General features: G+C 45.1%; 26 protein-coding genes and 5 tRNA genes. 1 reads left to right on the top strand and 30 read right to left on the bottom strand.

Translation table 11 applies throughout. The annotated features are described in order from the left end of the window. Positions 1–72: 72 nt before the first annotated feature. From rpoB to rpsJ, 30 genes are all read right to left on the bottom strand, one after another. Entirely contained in the window at positions 73–4107 is a 4035-nt protein-coding gene (gene rpoB, locus ACRRSX_RS02735) for a DNA-directed RNA polymerase subunit beta (RefSeq protein WP_432454743.1), read from the bottom strand. Between the two features lie 226 nt (positions 4108–4333). Next, complete coding sequence (gene rplL, locus ACRRSX_RS02730; RefSeq protein ID WP_432454744.1) at positions 4334–4699, bottom strand: 50S ribosomal protein L7/L12; 366 nt, start codon at positions 4697–4699, stop codon at positions 4334–4336. A 54-nt stretch (positions 4700–4753) separates the two neighbouring features. Beyond that, positions 4754–5248 (bottom strand): 50S ribosomal protein L10, encoded by a 495-nt coding sequence (rplJ, locus tag ACRRSX_RS02725; protein WP_432454745.1) that lies wholly within the window; start codon positions 5246–5248, stop codon positions 4754–4756. 239 nt (positions 5249–5487) lie between these two features. Next, entirely contained in the window at positions 5488–6189 is a 702-nt protein-coding gene (gene rplA / locus ACRRSX_RS02720; RefSeq protein WP_432454746.1) for a 50S ribosomal protein L1, read from the bottom strand. A gap of 4 nt (positions 6190–6193) precedes the next feature. Further along, the gene (gene rplK, locus ACRRSX_RS02715) at positions 6194–6622 is read right to left on the bottom strand and encodes a 50S ribosomal protein L11 (protein WP_432454747.1); all 429 of its coding nucleotides are present in this window, start codon (positions 6620–6622) and stop codon (positions 6194–6196) included. Positions 6623–6746: 124 nt separating this feature from the next. Beyond that, positions 6747–7292 (bottom strand): transcription termination/antitermination protein NusG, encoded by a 546-nt coding sequence (gene nusG, locus ACRRSX_RS02710; RefSeq protein WP_432454748.1) that lies wholly within the window; start codon positions 7290–7292, stop codon positions 6747–6749. Further along, the gene (secE, locus tag ACRRSX_RS02705; protein ID WP_432454749.1) at positions 7292–7669 is read right to left on the bottom strand and encodes a preprotein translocase subunit SecE; all 378 of its coding nucleotides are present in this window, start codon (positions 7667–7669) and stop codon (positions 7292–7294) included. The genes nusG and secE overlap by 1 nt, the downstream gene beginning before the upstream one ends. Positions 7670–7724: 55 nt before the next feature. After that, positions 7725–7800, bottom strand: a tRNA-Trp gene (locus tag ACRRSX_RS02700). A gap of 103 nt (positions 7801–7903) precedes the next feature. Further along, positions 7904–8947: a CNNM domain-containing protein gene (locus tag ACRRSX_RS02695; protein ID WP_432454750.1), complete on the bottom strand. Its 1044-nt coding sequence runs from the start codon at positions 8945–8947 to the stop codon at positions 7904–7906. A gap of 527 nt (positions 8948–9474) precedes the next feature. Further along, positions 9475–10659: an elongation factor Tu gene (gene tuf, locus ACRRSX_RS02690; protein ID WP_432454751.1), complete on the bottom strand. Its 1185-nt coding sequence runs from the start codon at positions 10657–10659 to the stop codon at positions 9475–9477. Between the two features lie 93 nt (positions 10660–10752). Beyond that, positions 10753–10828, bottom strand: a tRNA-Thr gene (locus ACRRSX_RS02685). Positions 10829–10830: 2 nt separating this feature from the next. Further along, positions 10831–10905, bottom strand: a tRNA-Gly gene (locus ACRRSX_RS02680). A 38-nt stretch (positions 10906–10943) separates the two neighbouring features. Further along, positions 10944–11027: transfer RNA gene (locus tag ACRRSX_RS02675), tRNA-Tyr, on the bottom strand. 42 nt (positions 11028–11069) lie between these two features. Beyond that, positions 11070–11145 (bottom strand) — tRNA-Thr (locus ACRRSX_RS02670). A gap of 111 nt (positions 11146–11256) precedes the next feature. Then, positions 11257–12219: a bifunctional biotin--[acetyl-CoA-carboxylase] ligase/biotin operon repressor BirA gene (gene birA, locus ACRRSX_RS02665; RefSeq protein ID WP_432454752.1), complete on the bottom strand. Its 963-nt coding sequence runs from the start codon at positions 12217–12219 to the stop codon at positions 11257–11259. Further along, positions 12212–13273: a UDP-N-acetylmuramate dehydrogenase gene (murB, locus tag ACRRSX_RS02660; RefSeq protein ID WP_432454753.1), complete on the bottom strand. Its 1062-nt coding sequence runs from the start codon at positions 13271–13273 to the stop codon at positions 12212–12214. Before murB ends, birA begins: the two co-directional genes overlap by 8 nt. Continuing rightward, positions 13270–14223, bottom strand: coding sequence for a type I pantothenate kinase (gene coaA / locus ACRRSX_RS02655; RefSeq protein ID WP_432454754.1), 954 nt, complete (start codon positions 14221–14223; stop codon positions 13270–13272). The genes murB and coaA overlap by 4 nt, the downstream gene beginning before the upstream one ends. A 529-nt stretch (positions 14224–14752) precedes the next feature. Further along, positions 14753–15052 (bottom strand): hypothetical protein, encoded by a 300-nt coding sequence (locus ACRRSX_RS02650; protein WP_432454755.1) that lies wholly within the window; start codon positions 15050–15052, stop codon positions 14753–14755. Between the two features lie 580 nt (positions 15053–15632). Then, positions 15633–15926, bottom strand: a complete 294-nt coding sequence (locus ACRRSX_RS02645; protein WP_432454756.1) for a hypothetical protein — start codon at positions 15924–15926, stop codon at positions 15633–15635. Positions 15927–16201: 275 nt separating this feature from the next. Beyond that, positions 16202–16447 carry a 30S ribosomal protein S17 gene (gene rpsQ / locus ACRRSX_RS02640; RefSeq protein ID WP_432454757.1) on the bottom strand — a complete coding sequence of 82 codons (246 nt, stop codon included), beginning with the start codon at positions 16445–16447 and terminating at the stop codon, positions 16202–16204. Next, the gene (gene rpmC, locus ACRRSX_RS02635) at positions 16447–16638 is read right to left on the bottom strand and encodes a 50S ribosomal protein L29 (RefSeq protein ID WP_163134083.1); all 192 of its coding nucleotides are present in this window, start codon (positions 16636–16638) and stop codon (positions 16447–16449) included. Before rpmC ends, rpsQ begins: the two co-directional genes overlap by 1 nt. Then, a complete protein-coding gene (gene rplP, locus ACRRSX_RS02630; RefSeq protein ID WP_432454758.1) occupies positions 16638–17048 on the bottom strand; it encodes a 50S ribosomal protein L16 in 411 nt (136 codons plus the stop codon). The genes rpmC and rplP overlap by 1 nt, the downstream gene beginning before the upstream one ends. 11 nt (positions 17049–17059) lie before the next feature. After that, a complete protein-coding gene (rpsC, locus tag ACRRSX_RS02625; protein ID WP_329775581.1) occupies positions 17060–17758 on the bottom strand; it encodes a 30S ribosomal protein S3 in 699 nt (232 codons plus the stop codon). Positions 17759–17768: 10 nt separating this feature from the next. Further along, on the bottom strand, positions 17769–18101 hold the full coding sequence (gene rplV, locus ACRRSX_RS02620; RefSeq protein ID WP_432456110.1) for a 50S ribosomal protein L22: 333 nt from the start codon (positions 18099–18101) through the stop codon (positions 17769–17771). Between the two features lie 10 nt (positions 18102–18111). Next, a complete protein-coding gene (gene rpsS / locus ACRRSX_RS02615) occupies positions 18112–18390 on the bottom strand; it encodes a 30S ribosomal protein S19 (RefSeq protein ID WP_026959667.1) in 279 nt (92 codons plus the stop codon). 11 nt (positions 18391–18401) lie between these two features. After that, on the bottom strand, positions 18402–19232 hold the full coding sequence (rplB, locus tag ACRRSX_RS02610; RefSeq protein ID WP_432454759.1) for a 50S ribosomal protein L2: 831 nt from the start codon (positions 19230–19232) through the stop codon (positions 18402–18404). A 15-nt stretch (positions 19233–19247) separates the two neighbouring features. Further along, positions 19248–19550 (bottom strand): 50S ribosomal protein L23, encoded by a 303-nt coding sequence (rplW, locus tag ACRRSX_RS02605; RefSeq protein WP_432454760.1) that lies wholly within the window; start codon positions 19548–19550, stop codon positions 19248–19250. Next, positions 19547–20152, bottom strand: a complete 606-nt coding sequence (gene rplD / locus ACRRSX_RS02600; RefSeq protein ID WP_432454761.1) for a 50S ribosomal protein L4 — start codon at positions 20150–20152, stop codon at positions 19547–19549. Before rplD ends, rplW begins: the two co-directional genes overlap by 4 nt. A gap of 15 nt (positions 20153–20167) precedes the next feature. After that, positions 20168–20803: a 50S ribosomal protein L3 gene (gene rplC, locus ACRRSX_RS02595; RefSeq protein ID WP_432454762.1), complete on the bottom strand. Its 636-nt coding sequence runs from the start codon at positions 20801–20803 to the stop codon at positions 20168–20170. Between the two features lie 31 nt (positions 20804–20834). Beyond that, entirely contained in the window at positions 20835–21146 is a 312-nt protein-coding gene (gene rpsJ, locus ACRRSX_RS02590; RefSeq protein ID WP_137674375.1) for a 30S ribosomal protein S10, read from the bottom strand. Positions 21147–21499: 353 nt separating this feature from the next. Between rpsJ and ACRRSX_RS02585 the strand changes: the two genes are divergently transcribed. Then, positions 21500–23377, top strand: a complete 1878-nt coding sequence (locus ACRRSX_RS02585) for an ATP-binding protein (protein ID WP_432454763.1) — start codon at positions 21500–21502, stop codon at positions 23375–23377. The last annotated feature ends 7 nt before the right edge of the window (positions 23378–23384 follow it).

Raw genomic sequence — 23384 nt, 5'->3', positions numbered from 1 at the left:
CAGTCGGAGTTAAACCTGGGGCGTTTCTCATGAAACGCCCGCCTTGCTTTTAAATCAGGTGAAGTCCTGTGCTTACAGCTCGTCTAACTCAATATTAATACCCAAAGAGCGAATTTCTTTAAGTAGTACATTGAACGACTCTGGCATGCCGGGTTCCATCTGATGATTACCGTCAACGATATTTTTGTACATTTTAGTACGACCGTTCACATCATCGGATTTAACCGTGAGCATTTCCTGTAAGGTGTAAGCGGCACCATAAGCTTCAAGTGCCCATACTTCCATCTCACCGAAACGCTGACCACCAAACTGGGCTTTACCACCAAGCGGTTGCTGTGTAACTAAGCTGTAAGAACCAGTAGAACGAGCATGCATCTTGTCATCAACCAAGTGGTTCAATTTCAACATGTACATGTAACCCACGGTTACAGGGCGCTCAAATTCTTGACCGGTACGACCATCACATAACACAATTTGGCCTGAATCAGGCAAATCGGCTAAGCGCAATAGCTCTTTGATTTCAGCTTCTTTAGCACCATCAAATGCTGGGGTTGCCATTGGCACACCACCACGTAGGTTCTTCGCCAGTGTCATTACTTCTTCATCGGTGAAGCTAGCAATGTCAACTTTCAGTGTATCATCACCGACGTTGTACACTTTCTGAATGAAATCACGCAGTTTATCCATTTCGATTTCACGCTGAACTTTCAGCATTTCGTCGATTTTCTCACCCACACCTTTAGCCGCGAGGCCTAAGTGGGTTTCTAGGATCTGACCAATGTTCATCCGCGATGGTACACCTAGCGGGTTCAAGCAGATGTCTACTGGACGGCCAGTTTCGTCATAAGGCATATCTTCACGAGGAACAATGGTAGAAATTACACCTTTGTTACCGTGACGACCCGCCATCTTGTCACCAGGCTGAATACGACGTTTAACAGCTAAGTAAACTTTCACAATTTTCAATACACCAGGCGCTAAATCATCACCTTGAGTGATCTTACGGCGCTTAATGTCGAATTGCTTGTCAAACTCGGCTTTGATTTCGTCGTATTGCTCAGCAATTTGTTCTAACTGGGTTTGTGCTGCTTCATCACTTAATGCCGCTTGCAACCATTCTGTAGGCGCTTGGCGATTTAGGTCTGATTCTGACTTACCAGCGTTCATCAATACTGATTTAGCACGAGCAAAGATACCCTCTTCAAGGATTTTGAATTCCTCGGTAAGATCTTTCTTCGCTTCTTTCAGCTGCATTGACTCAATTTCTTGAGCTCGCTTGTCTTTTTCTACGCCATCACGAGTGAACACCTGAACGTCAATTACGGTACCAAATACTGAATTAGGTACTCGTAGGGATGTATCTTTCACATCCGACGCTTTCTCACCGAAGATAGCTCGTAAAAGTTTCTCCTCAGGTGTTAACTGAGTTTCACCCTTCGGCGTAACCTTACCGACCAGAATATCACCAGGCTTAACTTCTGCCCCCACATACACAATACCTGACTCATCAAGTTTGCTCAGTGCGGATTCACCCACGTTAGGAATATCTGCTGAAATCTCTTCGCTTCCCAATTTGGTATCACGAGCAATACAGCTTAATTCTTGAATGTGAATCGTAGTGAAGCGATCTTCTTTCACCACGTTTTCAGAAATACCGATCGAATCTTCGAAGTTATAACCATTCCAAGGCATAAACGCGACGCGCATATTTTGACCTAACGCCAACTCACCTAAGTCAGTTGAAGGGCCATCTGCGAGTACATCGCCTTTAGAAACAAACTCACCAGCTTTTACCACTGGACGTTGGTTAATACAGGTATTTTGGTTAGAACGGGTGTATTTGGTTAAACTGTAAATGTCGATACCTGCTTCACCAGGACTCATTTCGTCTTCATTTACTTTAACAACAATACGACTTGCGTCAGCATAATCAACAGTACCACCACGCTTAGATACCACGGTCACACCGGAATCAACGGCAACCGCACGTTCAATACCAGTACCAACCAATGGTTTATCAGCACGCAGCGTTGGAACTGCCTGACGTTGCATGTTTGAACCCATCAATGCCCGGTTCGCATCATCGTGTTCTAAGAACGGAATCAACGAAGCAGCAACAGAAATAATTTGCTGCGGGCTCACATCCATATACTGAATTTGATCAGTCGGCATGTAAGTCGATTCGCCTTTATGGCGACAAGGCACTAAATCGGTTTCTAGTAACTTACCATCGGCATCTACCTCTGCGTTCGCCTGAGCGATCACGTAGGTGCCTTCATCAATGGCCGACAAGTAATCAACTTCATCAGTAATAACACTGTTGATCACTTTACGGTATGGCGTCTCCAAGAAGCCAAACTCATTGGTGCGTGAATAAACTGCTAATGAGTTAATCAAACCAATGTTTGGACCTTCTGGCGTTTCAATCGGACATAAACGACCATAGTGCGTTGGGTGTACGTCACGTACTTCAAAGCCAGCACGTTCGCGAGTCAAACCACCCGGGCCTAAGGCAGAAACACGACGTTTGTGTGTTACTTCAGAAAGCGGGTTGTTTTGGTCCATAAATTGCGACAATTGGCTGGAACCAAAGAACTCTTTTACCGCAGCCGAAATCGGCTTGGCGTTAATTAAGTCTTGTGGCATCAAGGCGTCAAGATCACCGAGACTCAAACGCTCTTTAACTGCACGCTCTACACGAACTAAACCAACACGGAATTGGTTTTCGGCCATTTCACCAACGCTACGGATACGACGATTACCGAGGTGATCGATATCATCGACTTCACCACGACCATTGCGGATCTCGATCAGCATTTGCATCACTTTAATGATGTCGTCTTTGTCGAGCACACCAGCAACTCGTCCGTCGTCACGACCAACACGACTGTTGAACTTCATACGGCCAACAGTAGATAAGTCATAACGGTCACCATTAAAGAACAAGTTCTCGAATAGTGCTTCGGCAGCATCTTTTGTTGGTGGCTCACCTGGGCGCATCATGCGGTAAATTTCAACTAAGGCCTCAAGACGATTAGTCGATGAATCTACACGTAAAGTATCCGAGATGAATGAACCATTATCCAAGTCATTGGTATAGATGGTTTTCAACATCGAATAACCCGCTTGCGCTAAAGCTGCGATCAACTCTAAGTTTAATTCGCTGTTTGCTTCTGCAATGATTTCACCAGTGGCTTCATCAACGTAGTCTTCCGCAAGCACTTTATCGGCAAGGTACTCGACTGGGACTTCAATCTGCTCAATACCAGATTTTTCCAATTGACGAATGTGACGAGCTGTCACCCGGCGACCAGTTTCAATTAAAACTTCGCCATTCAAGATCACATCAAAAGAAACCGTATCACCGCGTAAGCGAGATGGCACTAACTCCATCAACACCTTGCCATCCTTCAATTCAAAGGTGGTGGTATCGAAGAAAGTTGCCAAGATTTCTTGGGTGGTCATTTCTAAAGCACGCAAAATGATCGAGGCCGGTAGTTTGCGACGACGGTCAATACGAACAAATAAATTATCTTTCGGATCGAATTCGAAATCTAACCACGAACCGCGGTAAGGAATAACGCGAGCGTTATATAAGACCTTACCTGATGAATGCGTTTTACCACGATCGTGGTCGTAAAACACACCCGGGCTACGGTGTAGTTGGGATACGATAACACGCTCGGTACCGTTAATTACAAAAGTACCGTTACCTGTCATCAAGGGAATTTCACCCATGTAAACTTCTTGCTCTTTGATGTCTTTCACCGTGCCAGCCGGAGCTTCACGGTCAAACAACACTAAACGCAATTTAACGCGCAAGGGAGCAGAGTAGGTGACTCCACGAATTTGACATTCTTTAACGTCAAACACCGGCTCGCCAAGACGATAGCTAACGTACTGTAGCTCTGAATATCCTGAATAACTGGCAATCGGGAATACACTGCGGAATGCAGCTTCCAGCCCATACTCGCCTTCAGGATCGATCTCTATGAATTTCTCAAAAGAGTCAAGCTGTATTGAAAGCAGGTAAGGCGTGTCCACTACTTGAGGACGTTTTCCAAAGTCCTTACGAATGCGTTTTTTCTCTGTATAAGAGTAAACCATATGGTTCCTCAGCTCGCTGATAAGTGACCCACTCTGTCCGCAAAAAATCTGGGACAGTTCTTACGTACCGTTTGTCTTGTATTTAGATGTTTCCCACCTAAATTTTTTGCTAGACGCACCATCTAAAACGGTGATAAAAAAGACGACGTCCTACAGCGCAAAAAGGCCGGTGGTTAAATAACCACCAGCCATAGCCTATAAAGGCTGCAATCTACTTATAAGCAGATTACTTAACTTCAACAGAAGCACCAGCTTCTTCAAGAGCAGCTTTAAGCGCTTCAGCTTCTTCTTTAGATACTGCTTCTTTAACAGCAGCAGGAGCTGAATCAACTAAACCTTTCGCTTCTTTCAAGCCAAGACCGGTAGCAGCACGTACCGCTTTAATAGCAGATACTTTGTTTGCGCCAGCAGCAGTTAAGATTACGTCAAATTCGGTTTGCTCTTCAGCAGCCGCACCAGCGTCACCAGCAACAGCAACAGCTGCAGCAGCAGATACGCCGAACTTCTCTTCCATAGCTTCGATTAGTTCAACAACGTCCATTACTGACATTTCAGCAACAGCTTCGATAATTTGGTCTTTAGTGATAGACATGACTCAAATTCCTAAATTCAATTAAATTTATAAGATAATGTAGCAACAAGCAAATTATGCTGCTTCTGCCTCTTTTTGGTCGCGTAATGCGGCCAGAGTGCGAACCAACTTGCCAGCTGAAGCTTCTTTCATAGTTGCCATTAACTTGGCAATTGCTTCGTCGTAAGTTGGTAGTTTTGCAAGAACGTTTACGTCTGCTAATGCACCTTCAAATGCTGCTGCACGCACTTCGAATTTTTCTTGCTCTTTAGCGAAGTCTGTTAACAGACGCGCTGCGGCACCGGGGTGCTCGTTAGAGAAGGCAATCAAAGTAGGACCGATGAATGACTCAGAGAGACATTCTAGGTCTGTGCCAGCTACTGCACGGCGGGCAAGGGTATTACGTACCACTTGCATAGATACGCCAGCTTCACGCGCTTTAGCACGCAATGAAGTCATCGCACCTACAGTTACGCCACGTGAATCAGCAACTACTGCAGAAAGTGCACCTTTGGCAGCTTCGTTGACGTCAGCGACAATTTGCTTCTTGTCTTCGAGTCTTAATGCCATTGGCTTTACTCCTGGATTCCAATACCAGATAAATCTGGTGTTTACTTTCCTCTAATCCTAAGAATTAGAGACCTTTACGGCTTGGTGTTCCAGAATAAATAATTATTCTTGGGTTTCCTCACCATCTACGTAGGAAATTAAGCTCATAATAAGCACCTACGGTCTTGGATGAGGGCCGAAGCCCTGACCCATAATTACAAAGCGCGAAATTATAGTATAAATATCACGCTCTGTAAATATTAAGCTTGAATATCTAAAGTCGCAACATCAATAGCTAAACCAGCACCCATGGTGGTAGACAAGCTAACTTTCTTGATGAACTGACCTTTAGACTGAGCTGGTTTCGCTTTGCGAAGAGCAACAACCAACGCTTCCAAGTTTTCTTTTAACTTGTCAGCTTCAAAATCAACTTTACCAATAGTAGTATGGATAATGCCGTTTTTGTCGTTGCGGTAACGAATTTGACCCGCTTTCGCTAATTTAACCGCATCAGCAACATTTGGTGTAACCGTACCCACTTTAGGGTTAGGCATCAAACCGCGTGGACCTAGGATTTGACCTAGTTGACCCACAACGCGCATTGCATCTGGAGATGCAATCACAACGTCGAAGTCCATTTCACCGGCTTTAACTTTTGCCGCTAAGTCATCCATACCAACGATATCGGCACCGGCTTCTGTAGCAGCTTCAGCGTTTGCACCTTGAGTAAATACTGCAACGCGAACGTTACGACCAGTACCGTGAGGTAGTACAGTTGCACCACGTACGTTTTGGTCTGATTTACGAGGATCTACACCCAAGTTTACTGAGGCATCAACACTTTCAAGAAATTTAGCAGAAGCCAGTTCTTGAAGAAGCGCTACCGCTTCGTTGATTGAGTATTCTTTTGTTGAATCAACTTTTTCGTTGATCGCACGCATGCGCTTAGAAATTTTCGCCATCGTATTAGCCCTCTACAACCAAGCCCATCGCGCGGGCAGATCCTTCAATTGAACGAACCATTGCGTCTAAATCAGCACCGGTCATGTCGACAGCTTTAGTGTTAGCAATCTCTTCAAGTTGAGCACGCGTTACAGTACCAACTTTAGTTTTATTTGGAACACTAGAACCAGACTTAATACCTGCAGCTTTTTTCAGCAAGTACGAAGCAGGTGGAGTTTTAGTTTCAAAAGTGAAAGAGCGATCAGCATACACAGTAATAACAACTGGTACTGGCGCGCCTTTCTCAATTGAATCTGTTTTTGCGTTAAACGCTTTACAGAATTCCATGATGTTTACACCGTGTTGACCTAGAGCAGGACCAACTGGTGGTGACGGGTTTGCGGCACCCGCAGCAACTTGAAGCTTAATATAAGCTTGGACTTTTTTAGCCATTTTAGATTTACCTTATTTTGGGTTCAAACGCCTCCTGCAAGTGCAGTTGGCTTCCCGATGGAACAAAGGGCAGCGGATTATAAGCGATCCTCTGCCCTAAAAACAACCAATTGTTTAGTTTTTATCAACCTTTCTCGATCTGGCCAAATTCCAACTCGACAGGAGTTGCCCGACCAAAGATCAATACTGATACTTTCACCCGGCTCTTTTCGTAATCCACTTCTTCGATGGTACCATTGAAGTCGGCAAAAGGACCGTCGGTAACCCGAACCACTTCGCCTGGTTCGAATAATGTCTTAGGTCTTGGCTTATCGCTGGTTTCATCCAAACGATCAAGAATGGCCTGAGCTTCTTTATCAGAAATGGGTGCCGGACGCTCAGCAGTACCACCAATGAAACCTAATACCCGCGGCACACTTTTCACAAGGTGCCAACTTTCATCGTTAAGCTCCATTTGCACCAGAACATAACCGGGAAAGAATTTACGCTCGCTCTTACGTTTTTGACCCGCGCGCATCTCTACGACTTCTTCAGTCGGGACCAAGATTTCACCAAAAGAATCTTCCATCGCATGGATTTGAATATATTCTTTTAACGACTTAGATACGCGCCCTTCATAGCCAGAGAATGCTTGGACCACGTACCAACGTAATTTGCGCTCTTCAGTCATTAGATACTCACCCCTGTAACAAAGGCAACCAGACGAACTAAGATGGCGTCTAATCCCCATAAAATTAGCGACATGAATGCAGTAGCAGCTAATACAATCATGGTAGTTTGAATGGCTTCTTGACGAGTTGGCCAGATAACCTTACGCACTTCCATACGCGATTCTTTAGCAAAGACAAAAGCTTGCTTGCCTTTATTAGTTTGTGAAGCAATAGCGAGTGCAGCAACGGCTGCGATGACTACGCCAAGCACACGAACTAATACCGAGATATCTGTGTATAGGTAGTTACCTACCACAGCGGCGATTAAAATTAGAGCCGCTAAGGCCCATTTTAGGCCATCTAACGACCCACTTTGGTTTTCAGTACTGGTACTCATCAAACAACCTGCAAATAATCCCACAAAATCAAAAATCCCTTCTATAAAGGGATAGTGGCAGGGGTGGAGAGATTCGAACTCCCAACATTCGGATTTGGAATCCGACGTTCTGCCATTGGAACTACACCCCTATAGTACGAAGCCCGACATTATAGGCACTTTGTTTAAAGATTGTAACCCTTAAATTGGCAAAATAGTGCCAAGATTGTGGGACGGAGCGGGTTTCTTGGGGTTTCATTTAACTCGCTTACCGTTCCGCCTTAAACGATCACGGAACTGAGCCTTGGCAAACTGCTGCATATCTTCCACCACATCGGTCTCGTCAACAATTTCTCGGCCCAGTAAAGTCTCGATCACATCTTCCAAACTCACTATCCCAGCGGTCTGACCATATTGATCTTCCACAACAAAAAGGTGTTCTTTACGTGAAATAAACAAATCCAATAATTGCAAACAGGGTAGCTTCTCAGACACACGATGGATCGGTTGCAGTATACTTCGCAGCGTTTGGTCCCCCTTCCCACGGCGAGCCAGCTCGGCAAGACTGCGGTGACTGATCACACCAACAATACTGTCGATGTTATCTTTGTAAACCGGAAAGCGACTAAAGCGCGGAGTCATTTCATTATCCAGCGCCTGATTCACCGAGTCGTCTTGCTCAAAGGCATGCACAACGGTGCGCGGGGTCAGAATTTGCTGAGTAATGCGCTCCCTCAAGCCAAGAATATTAGCTAATAGCATACTCTCTTGTTTTGCCAGCGCACCGCCTTCATAACCCAATGTGGTAAAGGCCTGGATCTCTTCTCGGCTGATACTATCCGTTTCATCGCGTCGGAATATGCAGGTGATATAACCCGACAGCCATACCAGTGGGTACACCAGTTTTGTTAACAAGGAAATCAGTTTTGCCGATGGATACGCTAACACCCGCCAGTAATTCGCGCCTAATGTTTTTGGGATGATTTCAGAAAAATACAAGATGGCCAGAGTCAGTAACACTGCAATCAGGCTTTCCCACTTGGGGCCAAATACTTGCAGGGCCTGAGAACCCACGCCAGCGGCTCCCATGGTATGGGCAAAGGTATTCAGGATCAAAATACAGGCAATGGAATGCTCTAGATTATCTTTTACCTTTGTCAGAGCTTGTCCTTTTACAGGGTCTTGTTTATGCAGGGTGGCAACATAACTTGGTGTGATCGATAACAGCACCGCCTCAAGAATCGAACATACAAATGAAACACCGATAGCAATAACAAGATAAATCAGCAATAGGGTCATATAAAAACTAGGCTTACCTCTTAAACTTTACTAGGATCTCTTACCTTAGTGGCTTAGCTTAAAGCTCTAAGTTGCGGCGCAGATTAAGCATCAATCTAGCATTTTCATTGTCAGAAAAGAATAGTCAACACCCGCTTCAGCCAATTTTTCCGGATAAACTCTTCCGCGCCTGCTTAGCGGCATTTACCGAACCGACTTCTACCAATCTGGGATCAACTTATTGCGCAGAATAAATCTGCCGATAAGCAGCCATGGAGCACAGTCACTCGTGGCTCTAATACGAGATAAATCAAGCTGTTAGTGGTGATTTAGCGAGCAAAAATCAACCGATGATGAGTTAGCTTGGTATTAGTGACCTGCAGCTGCTCCGCTGTCTCAGGACGACACCCTAAGCGAGGTACGCTGAAACGCCTTGGCGTGCGCACAATCAACTTGGAGCTATTCTAACAAGCAGAATAATCACGCTTACTTTTCTTGAGGCAATAAAAAAGGCCGCCTAAGCGACCTTTCTTGCTTGTGCTAACTTCTTATTCGAAGATTTTAGCTACAACACCCGCACCTACTGTACGGCCACCTTCACGGATTGCGAAGCGTAAACCTTCGTCCATCGCGATTGGGCAGATTAGCTCAACAACAAATTTCAAGTTGTCGCCAGGCATAACCATTTCTACGCCTTCTGGAAGCTCTACCGCACCAGTTACGTCAGTTGTACGGAAGTAAAACTGTGGACGGTAACCTTTGAAGAATGGTGTGTGACGACCACCTTCATCTTTGCTTAGTACGTATACTTCAGCTTCGAACTTGGTGTGTGGAGTAATTGAACCTGGTTTCGCCAATACTTGACCACGTTGGACGTCATCACGCTTGGTACCACGTAACAAAATACCACAGTTCTCACCTGCACGACCTTCGTCAAGCAATTTGCGGAACATTTCAACACCAGTACAAGTTGTTTTGGTGGTTTCTTTGATACCAACAATTTCAATTTCTTCTGAAACTTTGATGATACCACGCTCAACACGACCGGTTACCACGGTACCACGACCTGAAATTGAGAATACATCTTCAATTGGTAGTAGGAATGGCTTGTCGATGTCACGCTCTGGCTCTGGAATGTAAGAATCTAAAGCTTCTGCAAGCTCAATGATTTTTGCTTCCCATGCTTCTTCGCCTTCTAGGGCTTTCAAAGCTGAACCTTGAATCACTGGTAAGTCATCACCAGGGAATTCGTATTCTGATAGAAGTTCACGTACTTCCATTTCTACTAATTCTAGAAGCTCTTCATCATCTACCATGTCACATTTGTTCATGAATACGATGATGTAAGGTACACCTACCTGACGAGAAAGCAGAATGTGCTCACGCGTTTGTGGCATTGGGCCATCGGTAGAAGCAACTACTAAGATAGCGCCGTCCATTTGTGCAGCACCGGTAATCATGTTTTTCACATAGTCGGCGTGTCCAGGACAGTCAACGTGTGCATAGTGACGAGTCGGTGTATCGTACTCAACGTGTGAAGTTGAGATTGTAATACCACGCTCGCGCTCTTCTGGAGCGTTATCGATTGCTGCGAAATCTTTTGCTTCACCGCCGTATACTTTTGCCAATACGTTAGTAATAGCCGCTGTTAAAGTTGTTTTACCGTGGTCAACGTGGCCAATAGTACCAACGTTTACATGCGGTTTATTACGTTCAAATTTTTCTTTAGACATAATAGTCCCTCTGGATAAAGGTCATTGGCACCAAAGCACCATTGGTTTGCGTTTACCGAACGGTAAAAAGTAATAGGGAGACTTGAAAAGGAGTGGTGCTGATAGGCAGATTCGAACTGCCGACCTCACCCTTACCAAGGGTGCGCTCTACCAACTGAGCTATATCAGCATTGGAGCGGGCAGCGGGAATCGAACCCGCATCATCAGCTTGGAAGGCTGAGGTAATAGCCATTATACGATGCCCGCATCAAACCTTTTGGAAGACGACCTACTACCAAAAATAATGGTGGGGGGGGACGGATTCGAACCATCGAAGCTTTCGCGGCAGATTTACAATCTGCTCCCTTTGGCCACTCGGGAACCCCCCCACACAATCACCTATAAATACAAGGTGAAGCCTACTTAAGAGATGGTGCCGATTGCCGGAGTCGAACTGGCGACCTACTGATTACAAGTCAGTTGCTCTACCAACTGAGCTAAATCGGCATCGCTTAAGTGCTGCGCATTCTATGTAATGCCTTTATTAAATGCAACAAGCAAATACAAAAAAAACTGCAGGAAAGGTGCAAACGCGCAAAAATCAGCCATTAGGCTCATTTATTGGCCACGAAGTGACACTTCTCCGGCCATATAGGCTTGTAAACCACTCTCTTGTTCAACTAATAATTGACCTTGTCGGTCAACGCCTTTTGCTATCCCAGAGACTTGTTTGTGTTCGGAAAAGTGCAACGTTACATTTTTATCGCGAAAAATATCGTAGCGATTCCAACGTTGTTGCAAGGCAACAAAACCCTGCTCTTTAAATATGTCAAACATCTGATTGAGCGAGTGGACGATAGCAATTGTTAATGCAGTTCGATCAACCGTCGGTTCGCCCGCGACTTCGAGTTGCGCAAAAGCTTGGTCTATCAACTGCCCCTTCGACTCCGTAACGCGGACATTGACCCCCAAACCAATCACTAGATTCACCGTGCTATTCGCCTGCCCTTGCATTTCAATAAGCACGCCACCCAATTTTGCCGAACCAAGATAGATGTCATTCGGCCATTTTAAGCCGAGATCTCGATAACCCTCTGCTTCTAACGCCTCGACGATAGCTAAACCAACGGCAAGGCTCAGCCCCATTGCGGCTTCAATACCATCTTGCAAGCACCACAATAAAGACATACAAAGCTGTCCCGCATAAGGGGTTTGCCAGGCCCGGCCGCGACGCCCGCGTCCTGCACTTTGATATTCGGTCATCACTAACTGACCATGGCTCAGCTCAGCCTGATGGCGATTCAACCAGGCATTGGTTGAATCCACTTGATGTAGTAATTTAGGTGAATGAACGGAAAGCTCGGCTTGCAGACGGTCGATATCAAGTAAAGATAAGGGCTGAACTAAACGATAGCCTTTACCTTTCACGCTAAAGATATCCAAACCCAGCTGACCAAATTGTTTAACATAAGTCGCTACGGTGGTTCTTGATACGGCCAACAGTTGCGCTAAGCGCTCACCTGAGCAAAACTCACCATTTGCTAAGTATTGAATGAGGCGATAGGCCTTATCTTCATTCATTGGGTCGCCCCAACACCGAATCCGGTGCCACTTCACCATCGGCCCCAATAAACCGCACTTCCGGCTCAAGCACAATGCCAAATGCCTGCCAAACTTGGTTTCGAATGTATTGGCATAAGCTCAATAATTGCGCAGCACTAGCATGCCCGTGATTGACTAATACTAATGCTTGCTCTTGATGCACCGCTGCGTCTCCAATACGATAGCCTTTCAAGCCTAAATGGTCGATTAACCAACCAGCTGCCAACTTTCTCTGTCCGCCGGCGGCTGGATAATGTACTAATTTAGGGTACTGGTTCACTAAACTATCGACTTGCTCCTGAGCAATGACTGGGTTCTTGAAAAAACTCCCCGCGTTACCCAGTAAAGTTGGATTGGGGAGCTTAGCCTTTCTAAGCTGACAAACGGTATCAAATACCTGCTGTGCACTGGCACTTGGGGCTAATCGATCGAGTCCAGCGTAATGAATCGAGGCTCGCCATGCTTTTGCAAGCGATAACTCTACCTCGGTAATTAAGCCCTGATTTTTTAGGCGCTGTTTGAAAATACTATCCCGATAACCAAACTCGCACTCCGCTGCAGTTAACCGTTGAACACTAAAATCGTCAAACGAAAAATAGCTCACGGCATGACAACAATCGGCAAACTCTAAACCATAGGCACCAATGTTTTGCACCGGTGCCGCACCAGCAGTTCCTGGGATCAAGGCCAAATTTTCTAAACCGGGTAGGCCATGCGAAATCGTCCACTGCACAAGGTGCTGCCAGTCTTCCCCAGCCGCAACAGTTAACTGAATCGCTTGCGCGTTATCCTCGACTTGGAGCCCTCGCAGCCGATTAAGGATAACTAAACCCTTAAAGTCTTCTGTTAATAATAGATTTGAGCCGCCCCCAATAATCAGCCAACTTAATTGCTTGGCCTTCACCCACTCAAACAAGGCTGGTAACTGTTGTACCTGTTCTAATTCAAACAGGTAATCTGCTTTTAGCTCAAGCCCAAAACTATTTAAATGCTTAAGGCTAGCGTTACGAATAAAAGATTGCTCAACACTCATTTTCTCAACCGTACTCGACTCACCTCGTGATTTGGCCCCTTTTCCAAAATCAGATCGGCGCGCTCACGAGTCGGCAAAATATTTTCAACTAAATTAACGTAGTTGATACTGGTCCAAATTTGTGCCGCAATCTTAGCGGCATGCGTTTCATCTAATTTTGCATAATGATGGAAGTAGTTATCGGGGTTGGTGAAAGCACTACCGCGTAATTTTTTAAAGCGGTCCACATACCACACTTCCAATAGGCTAGGCTCTGCGTCTACAAAGATGGAGAAGTCGAGGTAATCGGATACGTATAGTGGCCGCTGTTGTCCTGGCTGCCCTTCTGCCGATTGCAGCACATTCAAGCCTTCCAAAATGACGATGTCAGGCTGCTCTACCTCAACCCGCCGACCTTTCACAATGTTATATGATGAATGGGAATAGATCGGGGCGCTCACCTTCGGCTGTCCCGCTTTCAAGGCCGCGACAAAAGCCAAAAGTGCTTTTTTATCATAGCTTTCAGGAAATCCTTTGCGTTGCATTAAGCCCTTGGCTTCTAGCTCTTCATTGGGGTAAAGAAATCCATCAGTCGTAACAATATCGACCTTTGGATGTTCCGGCCAACGTTGCAATAGCGCCTGCAAAATCCTTGAAGTGGTGCTTTTACCTCCAGCTACACTGCCGGAAACACCAATAATGTATGGTACATGTTTAGCACTGCCTAAAAAGTCTGCAAGAACTTCACGGCGATTTTGTCGGGCCTTCACGTAGAGATTGAGCAAACGCGATAAGGGCAAATAAATATCACATACCTGTTGTAATGATAAAGCTTCATTAATCCCGCGAATGTTTTCTAAATCGGTTTCATTAAGGGTAAGCGGAACCGATTGGCGGAGTGTTGCCCAAGCTTCACGTTCAAAATCGAGGTAACTGAAAGCAGGCTGCGTAGTGTTGTGGATAGCTGGCATGGGCCCTTCCTATATAATGCGGCACAACCATATAACAAAAGCTATAAACACTCCACCTCAACTGACCAAATTAGCCTCTCTGGTGATCAGGTTTTAGCGTCAATAGATGCAACTAAACTACATTTAATCAACGGTATGGCGAGGGTGAAACACTGTCAGTCCGATGCCGAGTAGCAACCTTATTTAAAGTCACTCCTGCAGGTTCGAGTCCAGCCTGAGTAAATTTATTTAGCGTTCGTTTCAGCGACTGAATATCGGTTCGCTCTGCTTCAATTACCAAAGAAATCGCATCAACCGACCCCCTATGAGCATCGCATCGGACACCTGCAACGGCTCCGGTGTCAAGCAAAACGCGATCATAATGTTGACGCAGGCCAGTGAGCAGTAATCTAAATTTTTTCGATGCTAGTAAAGATGCGGAATCTGGCCCAATCAAACCAGCGTTTAATACATCAAATCCAAGTTGTGGATCCCGATGAATAGATTGTGCAACTGAATGGGTTCTGGCCAATAAATAAGTTAAGCTGGGCTAAGCGAAAGAATAGTTTAAACAAACAGAAGCCGAAGCTCGATGTAGATCAGCATCAATCAGCAATACTTTTTCAACTTCACTACATGCAGTAGCAGTTTGTATCACTAAACTCGTCTTGCCTTCCCCCTCTAAAGCAGAATAAAACAATACCAGTTGTCCACCATTGGGACGCATCTGTAAGCTCCCAGGCAATGCCCTTAAGGGCTCATTCAACCAAGGATTAATACCTTGCACAAACCACTGCTGATTGCGTCCTTTCAGTTTAGGTACTTCGGCAATAACCTCAACATCCAGCACTCCCTCCAATGGCTCGCGACACGCAAAACCCTGGGCCAAGGTTTGCTTAAACAAAACCACAAGGGAACTGATAATAAAAGCCGTAAAAACCGCAATAAGCAGGCTAAGAATTTGCTAGCTGCCACTCACCGGTTCGGATAATACAGCGCAATCGATAAGTTGGGCTTCTCCGTATGCGTGGCCGCGAGCGCTTCAAGCTCTCTGCGTATTTCAAGCGATCTAATATATATCCCAGACACCGCATCAATACCATGTGATCCCGTCCAGAGAATAGCAACGGCGGATCCAAAACCTGCCCTGCCGTTGGTACACGGCTCCATTCCTCTATAAGCCATACCATAGAACGCTTGCTAGCTGTTTCACTCACCGCATGGCGATAATCAATGTAGGCTTTTGCCACTGCCACAGATACTTGTTGAGCTAGTTGAGGATCCCAGCTGCTAAAGCTGATTTTAACCATTTGAGTGGTCACGATAGGAGTGATCGTTAAACCCTGTGTAAATTGCTTCAATAGCTGTGCTTTTGTCAATAAGCCAGTGTTAACCAACTGATTACTATGACCTTGGCTTAGTCGTTCCCATCAATAAAACCAGGGTTGAATCGCTTGATGTAAAAATGCTGAATAATGCAATAAATCCAATTGTTCAATGACCCGAGAAGCGATTAACTTAGAACGAAGAATTTCGAGCTCTGTATTAAAAGAGCCCGTAGCTTGCGACGCAAGGTCATGCTTAACCAGCAGCATTTCCTCGGGCCAGTAGCCCAGTTTCACGGTAGAAGTCGCCTGGTATAGTTCGGGCTTTGCTTTCAAATACAGTATCGTTAGTAGTAGCGTGACCCCTACAACCGCGGCAATGCGCAGTTTATGCAACATAAACTTACCAGCAGCGGTCGCACACTCCCGGTTTTAGCTTTCCGAAGATTGGCTAGCTTTTGTTTACCCATGAATCGAACCGAATAACCCTAAACAACAAATCAGATTGTGACAGATAGTGCCGGTGAGGATGACAACTTGCAGTTAACCAACACCAGAAATTGAGGAGGGATGAGTTATTGATGCAGCAAAGACAATAATTACCGCTTTAATCATATAGTTAAATGTAAAAAGGCTCCCAAATAGGAGCCTTTTTTATAGTTTAAGACCTAAATTTAGGCTTTAACTATTACGTCTACCAAAGTCCAAGACTTAGTCTTAGAGATTGGCGCACATTCTTTGATGCTCACTACATCGCCTTCTGCGGCAACATTGGCTTCATCATGAACGTGTAGCTTAGTAGTACGCTTGGTATATTTCCCATAGATAGGGTGTTTAACCTGGCGTTCAATAGCAACAATAATAGATTTCTCCATTTTGTTGCTAACTACTTTACCTTGCAATGTACGGATATCGCTCATTACGCACCTGCCTTCTGATTCAGAATAGTTTTCACACGCGCGATATCGCGACGTACGTTTTTAAGCAAATGTGTTTGAGCTAATTGGCCAGTACTTGCTTGCATACGCAAGTTAAATTGCTCACGAAGCAGGTTAAGTAGCTCAGCTTTAAGCTCTTCAACACTTTTATCTTTAAGTTCGTTAGCTAACATCACATCACCGTCCGCGTTACAAATGTAGTGCTAATAGGTAACTTACGCGCGGCAAGCTCGAAAGCTTCACGAGCAAGTGTTTCTGCTACGCCGTCCATTTCATACAGGACTTTGCCTGGCTGAATTTGGGCTACCCAGTATTCTACGTTACCTTTACCTTTACCCATCCGAACTTCGAGTGGCTTTTTGGTAATCGGTTTGTCTGGGAATACACGGATCCAGATTTTACCTTGACGTTTAATGTGACGAGTCATTGCACGACGTGCTGCTTCGATTTGACGAGCAGTAAGACGGCCACGACCAGTCGCTTTTAAACCGAAGTCGCCAAAAGACACGTCTTGTCCTTTGCCTAGACCACGGTTACGACCTGTAAATTGCTTACGGAATTTAGTTCGTTTTGGTTGTAACATTCCCGGTTCTCCTATTTAGCGTTGCGCTTGTTACCGCGCTTCGGCTTAGAAGGAGCTTCAGGAGCTGCAGCCACTGGCATACCGCCAAGAACTTCACCTTTAAAGATCCAAACTTTAACGCCGATGATACCGTAGGTAGTCAACGCTTCTGAAGTTGAGTAATCAATATCAGCACGAAGTGTATGCAATGGCACACGACCTTCACGATACCATTCAGCACGAGCAATTTCTGCTCCGCCTAAACGACCACTAACTTGAACCTTGATACCTTTAGCGCCTAGACGCATTGCATTTTGCACGGCACGCTTCATAGCGCGACGGAACATAACACGACGTTCTAGTTGACTAGAGATAGAATCTGCTACTAATTTCGCATCTAACTCAGGCTTACGAACTTCTGAGATGTTGATTTGCGCAGGTACGCCCGCTAATTTAGCGACGTTCTTGCGAAGTTTTTCAACGTCTTCACCTTTTTTACCAATCACAACACCTGGACGAGCAGTGTGAATAGTCACACGGATGCTCTTGGCAGGGCGTTCAATAGTAATGCGAGAAACAGAAGCACTTTTCAATTCTTTAGTTAAGAATTGACGTACTTTGTGGTCGCTAAAAAGATTGTCTGCGTATTCACCTTTATCGGCATACCAGGTTGAATTCCATGGCTTTACGATACCTAGGCGAATACCATTAGGATGTACTTTCTGACCCATTGCTTATCTCCTAGTTATCAGATACAACCACAGTGATGTGGCTGGTACGCTTGATAATACGGTCGGCTCGGCCTTTAGCACGAGGACGAATACGCTTTAAAGTTGGACCATCATCAACAAAGATTTTGGCAACTCTTAACTCGTCGATATCTGCACCTTCGTTGTGCTCAGCATTAGCAATCGCAGATTCTAGAACTTTTTTAACAAGTCCTGCTGCTTTCTTGCTGCTGAATTGCAACGTAACAAGTGCTTTTTCAACTGGTAGACCACGTACTTGATCTGCAACCAGGCGTGCTTTCTGCGCAGAACCACGAGCAAAACGGTGTTTAGCTAAAGCTTCCATCATCTAACTCCTACTTCTTCTTCGCTTTCTTATCAGCAGCATGGCCGCGATAAGTGCGAGTTGGCGCGAATTCACCCAGTTTATGACCGATCATTTCATCGGTAACAAATACTGGAACGTGCTGACGACCATTATGGACAGCGATGGTCAAACCGATCATTTGTGGAATGATCATTGAGCGACGAGACCAAGTTTTCAATGGTTTCTTGTCCCCGCTTTCCACCGCTTTCTCTACCTTCTTCAACAAGTGTAGGTCAATGAATGGACCCTTCTTGAGAGAACGTGGCATGGCGATTCCCCTTATTTCTTAGAACGACGGCGTACGATATATTGATCCGTACTCTTATTTTTACGAGTTTTGTAACCTTTGGTAGGTACACCCCATGGAGTAACTGGATGACGGCCACCAGATGTACGACCTTCACCACCACCGTGTGGGTGATCAACTGGGTTCATGACCACACCGCGAACGGTAGGACGAACACCACGCCAGCGCGTTGCACCAGCTTTACCAAGTTTACGTAACATATGCTCACCATTACCCACTTCGCCTAAAGTAGCACGACAATCAGATAATACTTTTCGCATTTCACCGCTACGCAAACGTAGAGTTACATACGCACCATCACGCGCAATAATTTGAGCGTAAGCACCAGCAGAACGTGCTAATTGAGCACCTTTACCAGGCTTCAATTCAACTGCATGAACAGTAGAACCTACTGGGATGTTGCGCATTGGTAAACAGTTACCAGCTTCAATCGGTGCGTCAACACCAGACATCAGTTTAGCTTCTGCTTTTACACCCTTAGGTGCCAAAATGTAACGGCGTTCACCATCTGCGTACAATACCAAAGCAATGTGAGCACTGCGGTTTGGATCATATTCAAGACGTTCTACTTTCGCAGGAATGCCATCTTTATCATTTCGTTTGAAGTCAATCAAACGGTAGTGTTGTTTATGACCACCACCGATGTGACGAACGGTAATTACACCGCGGTTGTTACGACCACCAGACTTCGACTTACTCTCCAACAAAGGAGCGTAAGGCTTGCCTTTGTGCAGGTCAGTGTTTACCACTTTAACAACGTGGCGACGACCAGCAGATGTAGGCTTACATTTTACAATAGCCATTTAAGATAACTCCTCTTACTCTGCGGCACCGGTGAAGTCGATGTCAGAACCTTCAGCTAAGGTGACATACGCTTTCTTCACGTCGTTACGGCGGCCGAAACGTGCTCCGTGACGTTTAGTTTTACCTTTAAGGTTCAAGGTAGTAACGCCTGTCACTTCAACTTCGAATAATTTTTCAACTGCAGCTTTGATTTCTGCTTTAGTTGCGGTGTTCACAACTTTGAATACGATAGTATTATCGGCTTCAGCAGACATAGTGCTCTTTTCAGAGATATGTGGAGCTACTAGTACTTTCAACAAACGTTCTTCGCTGATCATGCTAACCACTCCTCAATTTGTTTCACTGCATCAGCAGTTACCAACACTTTATCAAAAGCAATCAAGCTAACTGGATCAATACCAGCTACATCACGAACGTCTACTTTGTAGAGGTTACGTGCGGCCAAGAATAAGTTTTCATCAATTTCACCAGTCACGATTAATACATCGTTCAAGTCAAATTCTTTCAACTTAGCAACTAATTCTTTAGTTTTAGGCGCTTCAACGCTGAATTTTTCAACCACAATCAAACGTTCTTGACGAACAAGTTCAGACAAGATGCTGCGGATTGCGCCGCGGTACATTTTCTTGTTAACTTTTTGGCTGTGATCTTGAGGCTTAGCTGCGAAGGTTACTCCGCCACTACGCCAAATTGGGCTACGAATTGTACCGGCACGCGCGCGGCCTGTACCTTTCTGACGCCATGGTTTCTTACCACCACCTGATACTTCAGAACGTGTTTTCTGAGCACGAGACCCCTGGCGTGAGCCTGCAGCATATGCAGTCACTACCTGGTGAATCAACGCTTCGTTAAAGTCACGTCCGAAGGTAGTTTCGGAAACTTCAAGAGCGCTTTGGGCGTCTTTCAATACCAATTCCATTACTATCTCCTAACGTTACGCTTTAACAGCAGGTTTAACGATCACGTCACCATTGGTAGCGCCGGGTACAGCACCTTTTACCAAAATTAGGTTACGTTCAACATCAACACGTACGACATCTAGGTTTTGCGTAGTAACACGCTCTGCACCCATATGACCGGCCATCTTCTTGCCCTTAAATACTTTACCTGGGCTTTGGTTTTGACCAATAGAACCAGGAGCACGGTGGCTCAAAGAGTTACCGTGAGTAAAATCTTGAGTTGCAAAGTTCCAGCGTTTAACACCGCCTTGGAACCCTTTACCTTTAGATGTACCAGTAACGTCTACTTTTTTAACTTCATTGAACAAGTCAACTTTCAGCTCACCGCCTACAGCAACTTCTTCACCTTCACCGTCAGCTAGACGGAATTCCCACAGGCCACGACCCGCATCAACACCAGCTTTAGCAAATTGACCTGCTTCTGGTTTGTTCACGCGACTTGCTTTTTTAGCGCCGGTGGTCACTTGCAGAGCACGATAACCGTCGCTTTCCTCAGTGATAACACGAGTAACGCGGTTTGGCTCACATTCGATTACGGTAACTGGAATTGAAACGCCTTCTTCAGTGAAGATGCGAGTCATTCCAACTTTACGACCGATTAGACCAATCATTGTAAAAACCTCTTATTAGTCAGACTTAGGTTTAGCCCAAGCTGATTTGCACATCTACACCAGCAGCAAGGTCAAGGCGCATCAAAGCGTCAACTGTTTTATCAGTTGGCTCAACGATGTCTACAAGACGTTTGTGGGTGCGAATTTCATACTGATCACGCGCGTCTTTATTCACGTGCGGTGATACAAGAATGGTGTAACGCTCTTTACGAGTAGGTAGTGGAATAGGACCACGAACCTGAGCGCCAGTGCGTTTGGCAGTTTCTACGATTTCCGCAGTAGATTGATCGATCAGACGGTGATCAAATGCTTTCAAGCGGATTCGAATTCTTTGGTTCTGCATTACAGAGCTCCAAATTAAAAATTAAAGAACCTAACACACACCAACAACATCCAATTCCAATATTTGGGGATGGTAGTGCGCGCGACGAGTAACGTTTGCTTCCAAATCGGAAGCACTGTTATCAGACAACTTAATTGAGTTATCTGCATGAGCCGTTCGAGAACAACTCAGCCACTAACTTAGTGAGCCGCGCCATTATACTCAGGCAAAGTAAAAAAACAAGCGAAACCACAAATTTTGTGTAAATGCTGAACAATTATTCCAAATCACGATGACGAACCATTAAGCAGCTCGCAAAACCATAGTTTTTACAGGGCTATAATCATTAACTACTAACATAGTTGTGGATCACCATGACCGAAAAATACCGCTTATTGGTACTAAGCAAACAAGATTGGTCCGCTGTATTTGCTGCGCCGACAAGACCTTGGCTGTTTTCTCAATTAGATACGATAAGTGACCCTAAAGCTTTACAAACTTTATTCAACGATCAGCGACTTCGGCTAGTCGTCATTGACTTAGCCTTATTGACCGAGCAAACCAGCCATATTGCTCAATTAGAAGTCTTAATCACTCAGCATAAATCGACTTTTCAAATTTTGCTGTATGCCAATCAGCTCCCGGATGCAAAACAACTATGTCAATGGGTCAATAGTTTTCAGCCACGCGGAATCTTAGGTCCCGAAGTTAATTCGACAACATTGCTGCAAGCTATCGAGCAACATTGGCCTGTCGCAGCGCTAATCACCCCTCAGCAACAATGGCTCGCCAAGCAATTAGCCGCCAAAGTGGCTCAATTTCGGGCCACGTTTTTTGATTACACTGAGCTGAGTGATGAGCAGTTATCCGATAAAGTAATTAGCGCCCTATATACTTTCTTTCAAGATAATGACGAAGATCACCTATGTCGAACTTATAGTGCCAATCATATTCTTACCCAAGAAGGGAAAGCCAATCAATTTCTTTGGTTTATTGCCAAAGGAGAAGTCGTACTTAATAAGCAGCAAGAAGGAAAAGTATTAGAAGTTGCTCGCATGAGAGCGGGTTCCTTAGTCGGCGGAATGTCATTCGTTACTGGTGAACCTGGTTTTACCAGTGGTATCACCTCAATGCAGACCGATGTCATCAAACTCGACCGACCCACCTTTGCCAAAGTGCTAGATTCTAGTAATCAATTACTCCCCCTATTCACCAATTTATTATTGCGGCATTTTAATCGGCGCTTACAAAAAAGTATTCAAACCAAACTAACCTTGCAAAACACCTTGGACTCACTAGATTCTGCCCATGAACAGCTGATCGAAAAAGAAAAGATGGCGGTACTAGGCCAACTAATTTCCGGTGTCGCCCACGAACTTAACAACCCGGTCGCGGCAATCATTAGAGGGAGTGACACGATTGCGACTCAACTCCCGCAAATATTGGAAGGCAACTTAAGCCACTCACAAACAATGCTTGGGCAGCGGCTATTGAAAATGGCTTTAACACTGACGCCAATGTCCACCAGCGATATCCGCCAGCGGAGTAAAAATTGTATCAAGCTGTTTGGCGATGCCATCAATGCTCGTAAAGCAGTGAGTATTGGCTTAGACCACCCAGAAACGCGCCAGCAATATTTAGAATGTCGAGCCAACTGCAGCCATAACGAGCTAATCGGTGCGCTCGAACGCTATCATCAGATCGGTAATTTTCTGCGTAATATTCAAGTTTGCGCATCTCGAATTTCCGGCCTAGTGAAAGGTCTCAAGCACTATGCAGGTCAAGATCCAGAACAACCCGTCTTAGCCGACTTAAATGAAGGCTTAGCTGAAACCTTAGTTATTTTGGAAAATCGGCTACGTCATTTCGAGGTGGAATGTAACTATGGCCTGTTGCCTATCTATCGTTGTTACCCAATCGCTTTACAACAGGTATGGACAAATTTGATTGCCAACGCACTCGATGCTATGGGCACCAATGGCAAACTATTAATAACAAGCCAATATATTGAAGGCTCACCGCCCCTTATCAAAGTAACCGTTGAAGACAATGGGGATGGAGTGCAGCAAGAACTTATCGACAGAATTTTCGAGTTGAACTTTACCACCAAGCGTGAAGGAAATTTTGGTTTAGGGATCGGCCTTACCGTTTGCCAGCAAATTGTCGGACAACATGATGGCAGGATAGAGGTTGAATCTGAACCCGGACAATTCACTCGATTCATTGTTAGCTTACCACTAAAACCGAATTAAGACTTAA

The organism is Agarivorans sp. QJM3NY_30, assembly GCF_050870855.2.
GTDB lineage: Bacteria > Pseudomonadota > Gammaproteobacteria > Enterobacterales > Celerinatantimonadaceae > Agarivorans.
The sequence above is the reverse complement of the archived record's forward strand: the minus strand, read 5'-3'. Positions and strand labels throughout refer to the sequence as shown.

Coding starts and splice junctions, on each gene's coding strand:
- rpoB (WP_432454743.1), bottom strand. CDS start 4,107: ATGGTTTACTCTTATACAGAGAAAAAACGCATTCGTAAGGACTTTGGA.
- rplL (WP_432454744.1), bottom strand. CDS start 4,699: ATGTCTATCACTAAAGACCAAATTATCGAAGCTGTTGCTGAAATGTCA.
- rplJ (WP_432454745.1), bottom strand. CDS start 5,248: ATGGCATTAAGACTCGAAGACAAGAAGCAAATTGTCGCTGACGTCAAC.
- rplA (WP_432454746.1), bottom strand. CDS start 6,189: ATGGCGAAAATTTCTAAGCGCATGCGTGCGATCAACGAAAAAGTTGAT.
- rplK (WP_432454747.1), bottom strand. CDS start 6,622: ATGGCTAAAAAAGTCCAAGCTTATATTAAGCTTCAAGTTGCTGCGGGT.
- nusG (WP_432454748.1), bottom strand. CDS start 7,292: ATGACTGAAGAGCGCAAATTACGTTGGTACGTGGTCCAAGCATTCTCT.
- secE (WP_432454749.1), bottom strand. CDS start 7,669: ATGAGTACCAGTACTGAAAACCAAAGTGGGTCGTTAGATGGCCTAAAA.
- ACRRSX_RS02695 (WP_432454750.1), bottom strand. CDS start 8,947: ATGACCCTATTGCTGATTTATCTTGTTATTGCTATCGGTGTTTCATTT.
- tuf (WP_432454751.1), bottom strand. CDS start 10,659: ATGTCTAAAGAAAAATTTGAACGTAATAAACCGCATGTAAACGTTGGT.
- birA (WP_432454752.1), bottom strand. CDS start 12,219: ATGAATGAAGATAAGGCCTATCGCCTCATTCAATACTTAGCAAATGGT.
- murB (WP_432454753.1), bottom strand. CDS start 13,273: ATGAGTGTTGAGCAATCTTTTATTCGTAACGCTAGCCTTAAGCATTTA.
- coaA (WP_432454754.1), bottom strand. CDS start 14,223: ATGCCAGCTATCCACAACACTACGCAGCCTGCTTTCAGTTACCTCGAT.
- ACRRSX_RS02645 (WP_432454756.1), bottom strand. CDS start 15,926: ATGTTGCATAAACTGCGCATTGCCGCGGTTGTAGGGGTCACGCTACTA.
- rpsQ (WP_432454757.1), bottom strand. CDS start 16,447: ATGAGCGATATCCGTACATTGCAAGGTAAAGTAGTTAGCAACAAAATG.
- rpmC (WP_163134083.1), bottom strand. CDS start 16,638: ATGTTAGCTAACGAACTTAAAGATAAAAGTGTTGAAGAGCTTAAAGCT.
- rplP (WP_432454758.1), bottom strand. CDS start 17,048: ATGTTACAACCAAAACGAACTAAATTCCGTAAGCAATTTACAGGTCGT.
- rpsC (WP_329775581.1), bottom strand. CDS start 17,758: ATGGGTCAGAAAGTACATCCTAATGGTATTCGCCTAGGTATCGTAAAG.
- rplV (WP_432456110.1), bottom strand. CDS start 18,101: ATGGAAGCTTTAGCTAAACACCGTTTTGCTCGTGGTTCTGCGCAGAAA.
- rpsS (WP_026959667.1), bottom strand. CDS start 18,390: ATGCCACGTTCTCTCAAGAAGGGTCCATTCATTGACCTACACTTGTTG.
- rplB (WP_432454759.1), bottom strand. CDS start 19,232: ATGGCTATTGTAAAATGTAAGCCTACATCTGCTGGTCGTCGCCACGTT.
- rplW (WP_432454760.1), bottom strand. CDS start 19,550: ATGATCAGCGAAGAACGTTTGTTGAAAGTACTAGTAGCTCCACATATC.
- rplD (WP_432454761.1), bottom strand. CDS start 20,152: ATGGAATTGGTATTGAAAGACGCCCAAAGCGCTCTTGAAGTTTCCGAA.
- rplC (WP_432454762.1), bottom strand. CDS start 20,803: ATGATTGGTCTAATCGGTCGTAAAGTTGGAATGACTCGCATCTTCACT.
- rpsJ (WP_137674375.1), bottom strand. CDS start 21,146: ATGCAGAACCAAAGAATTCGAATCCGCTTGAAAGCATTTGATCACCGT.
- ACRRSX_RS02585 (WP_432454763.1), top strand. CDS start 21,500: ATGACCGAAAAATACCGCTTATTGGTACTAAGCAAACAAGATTGGTCC.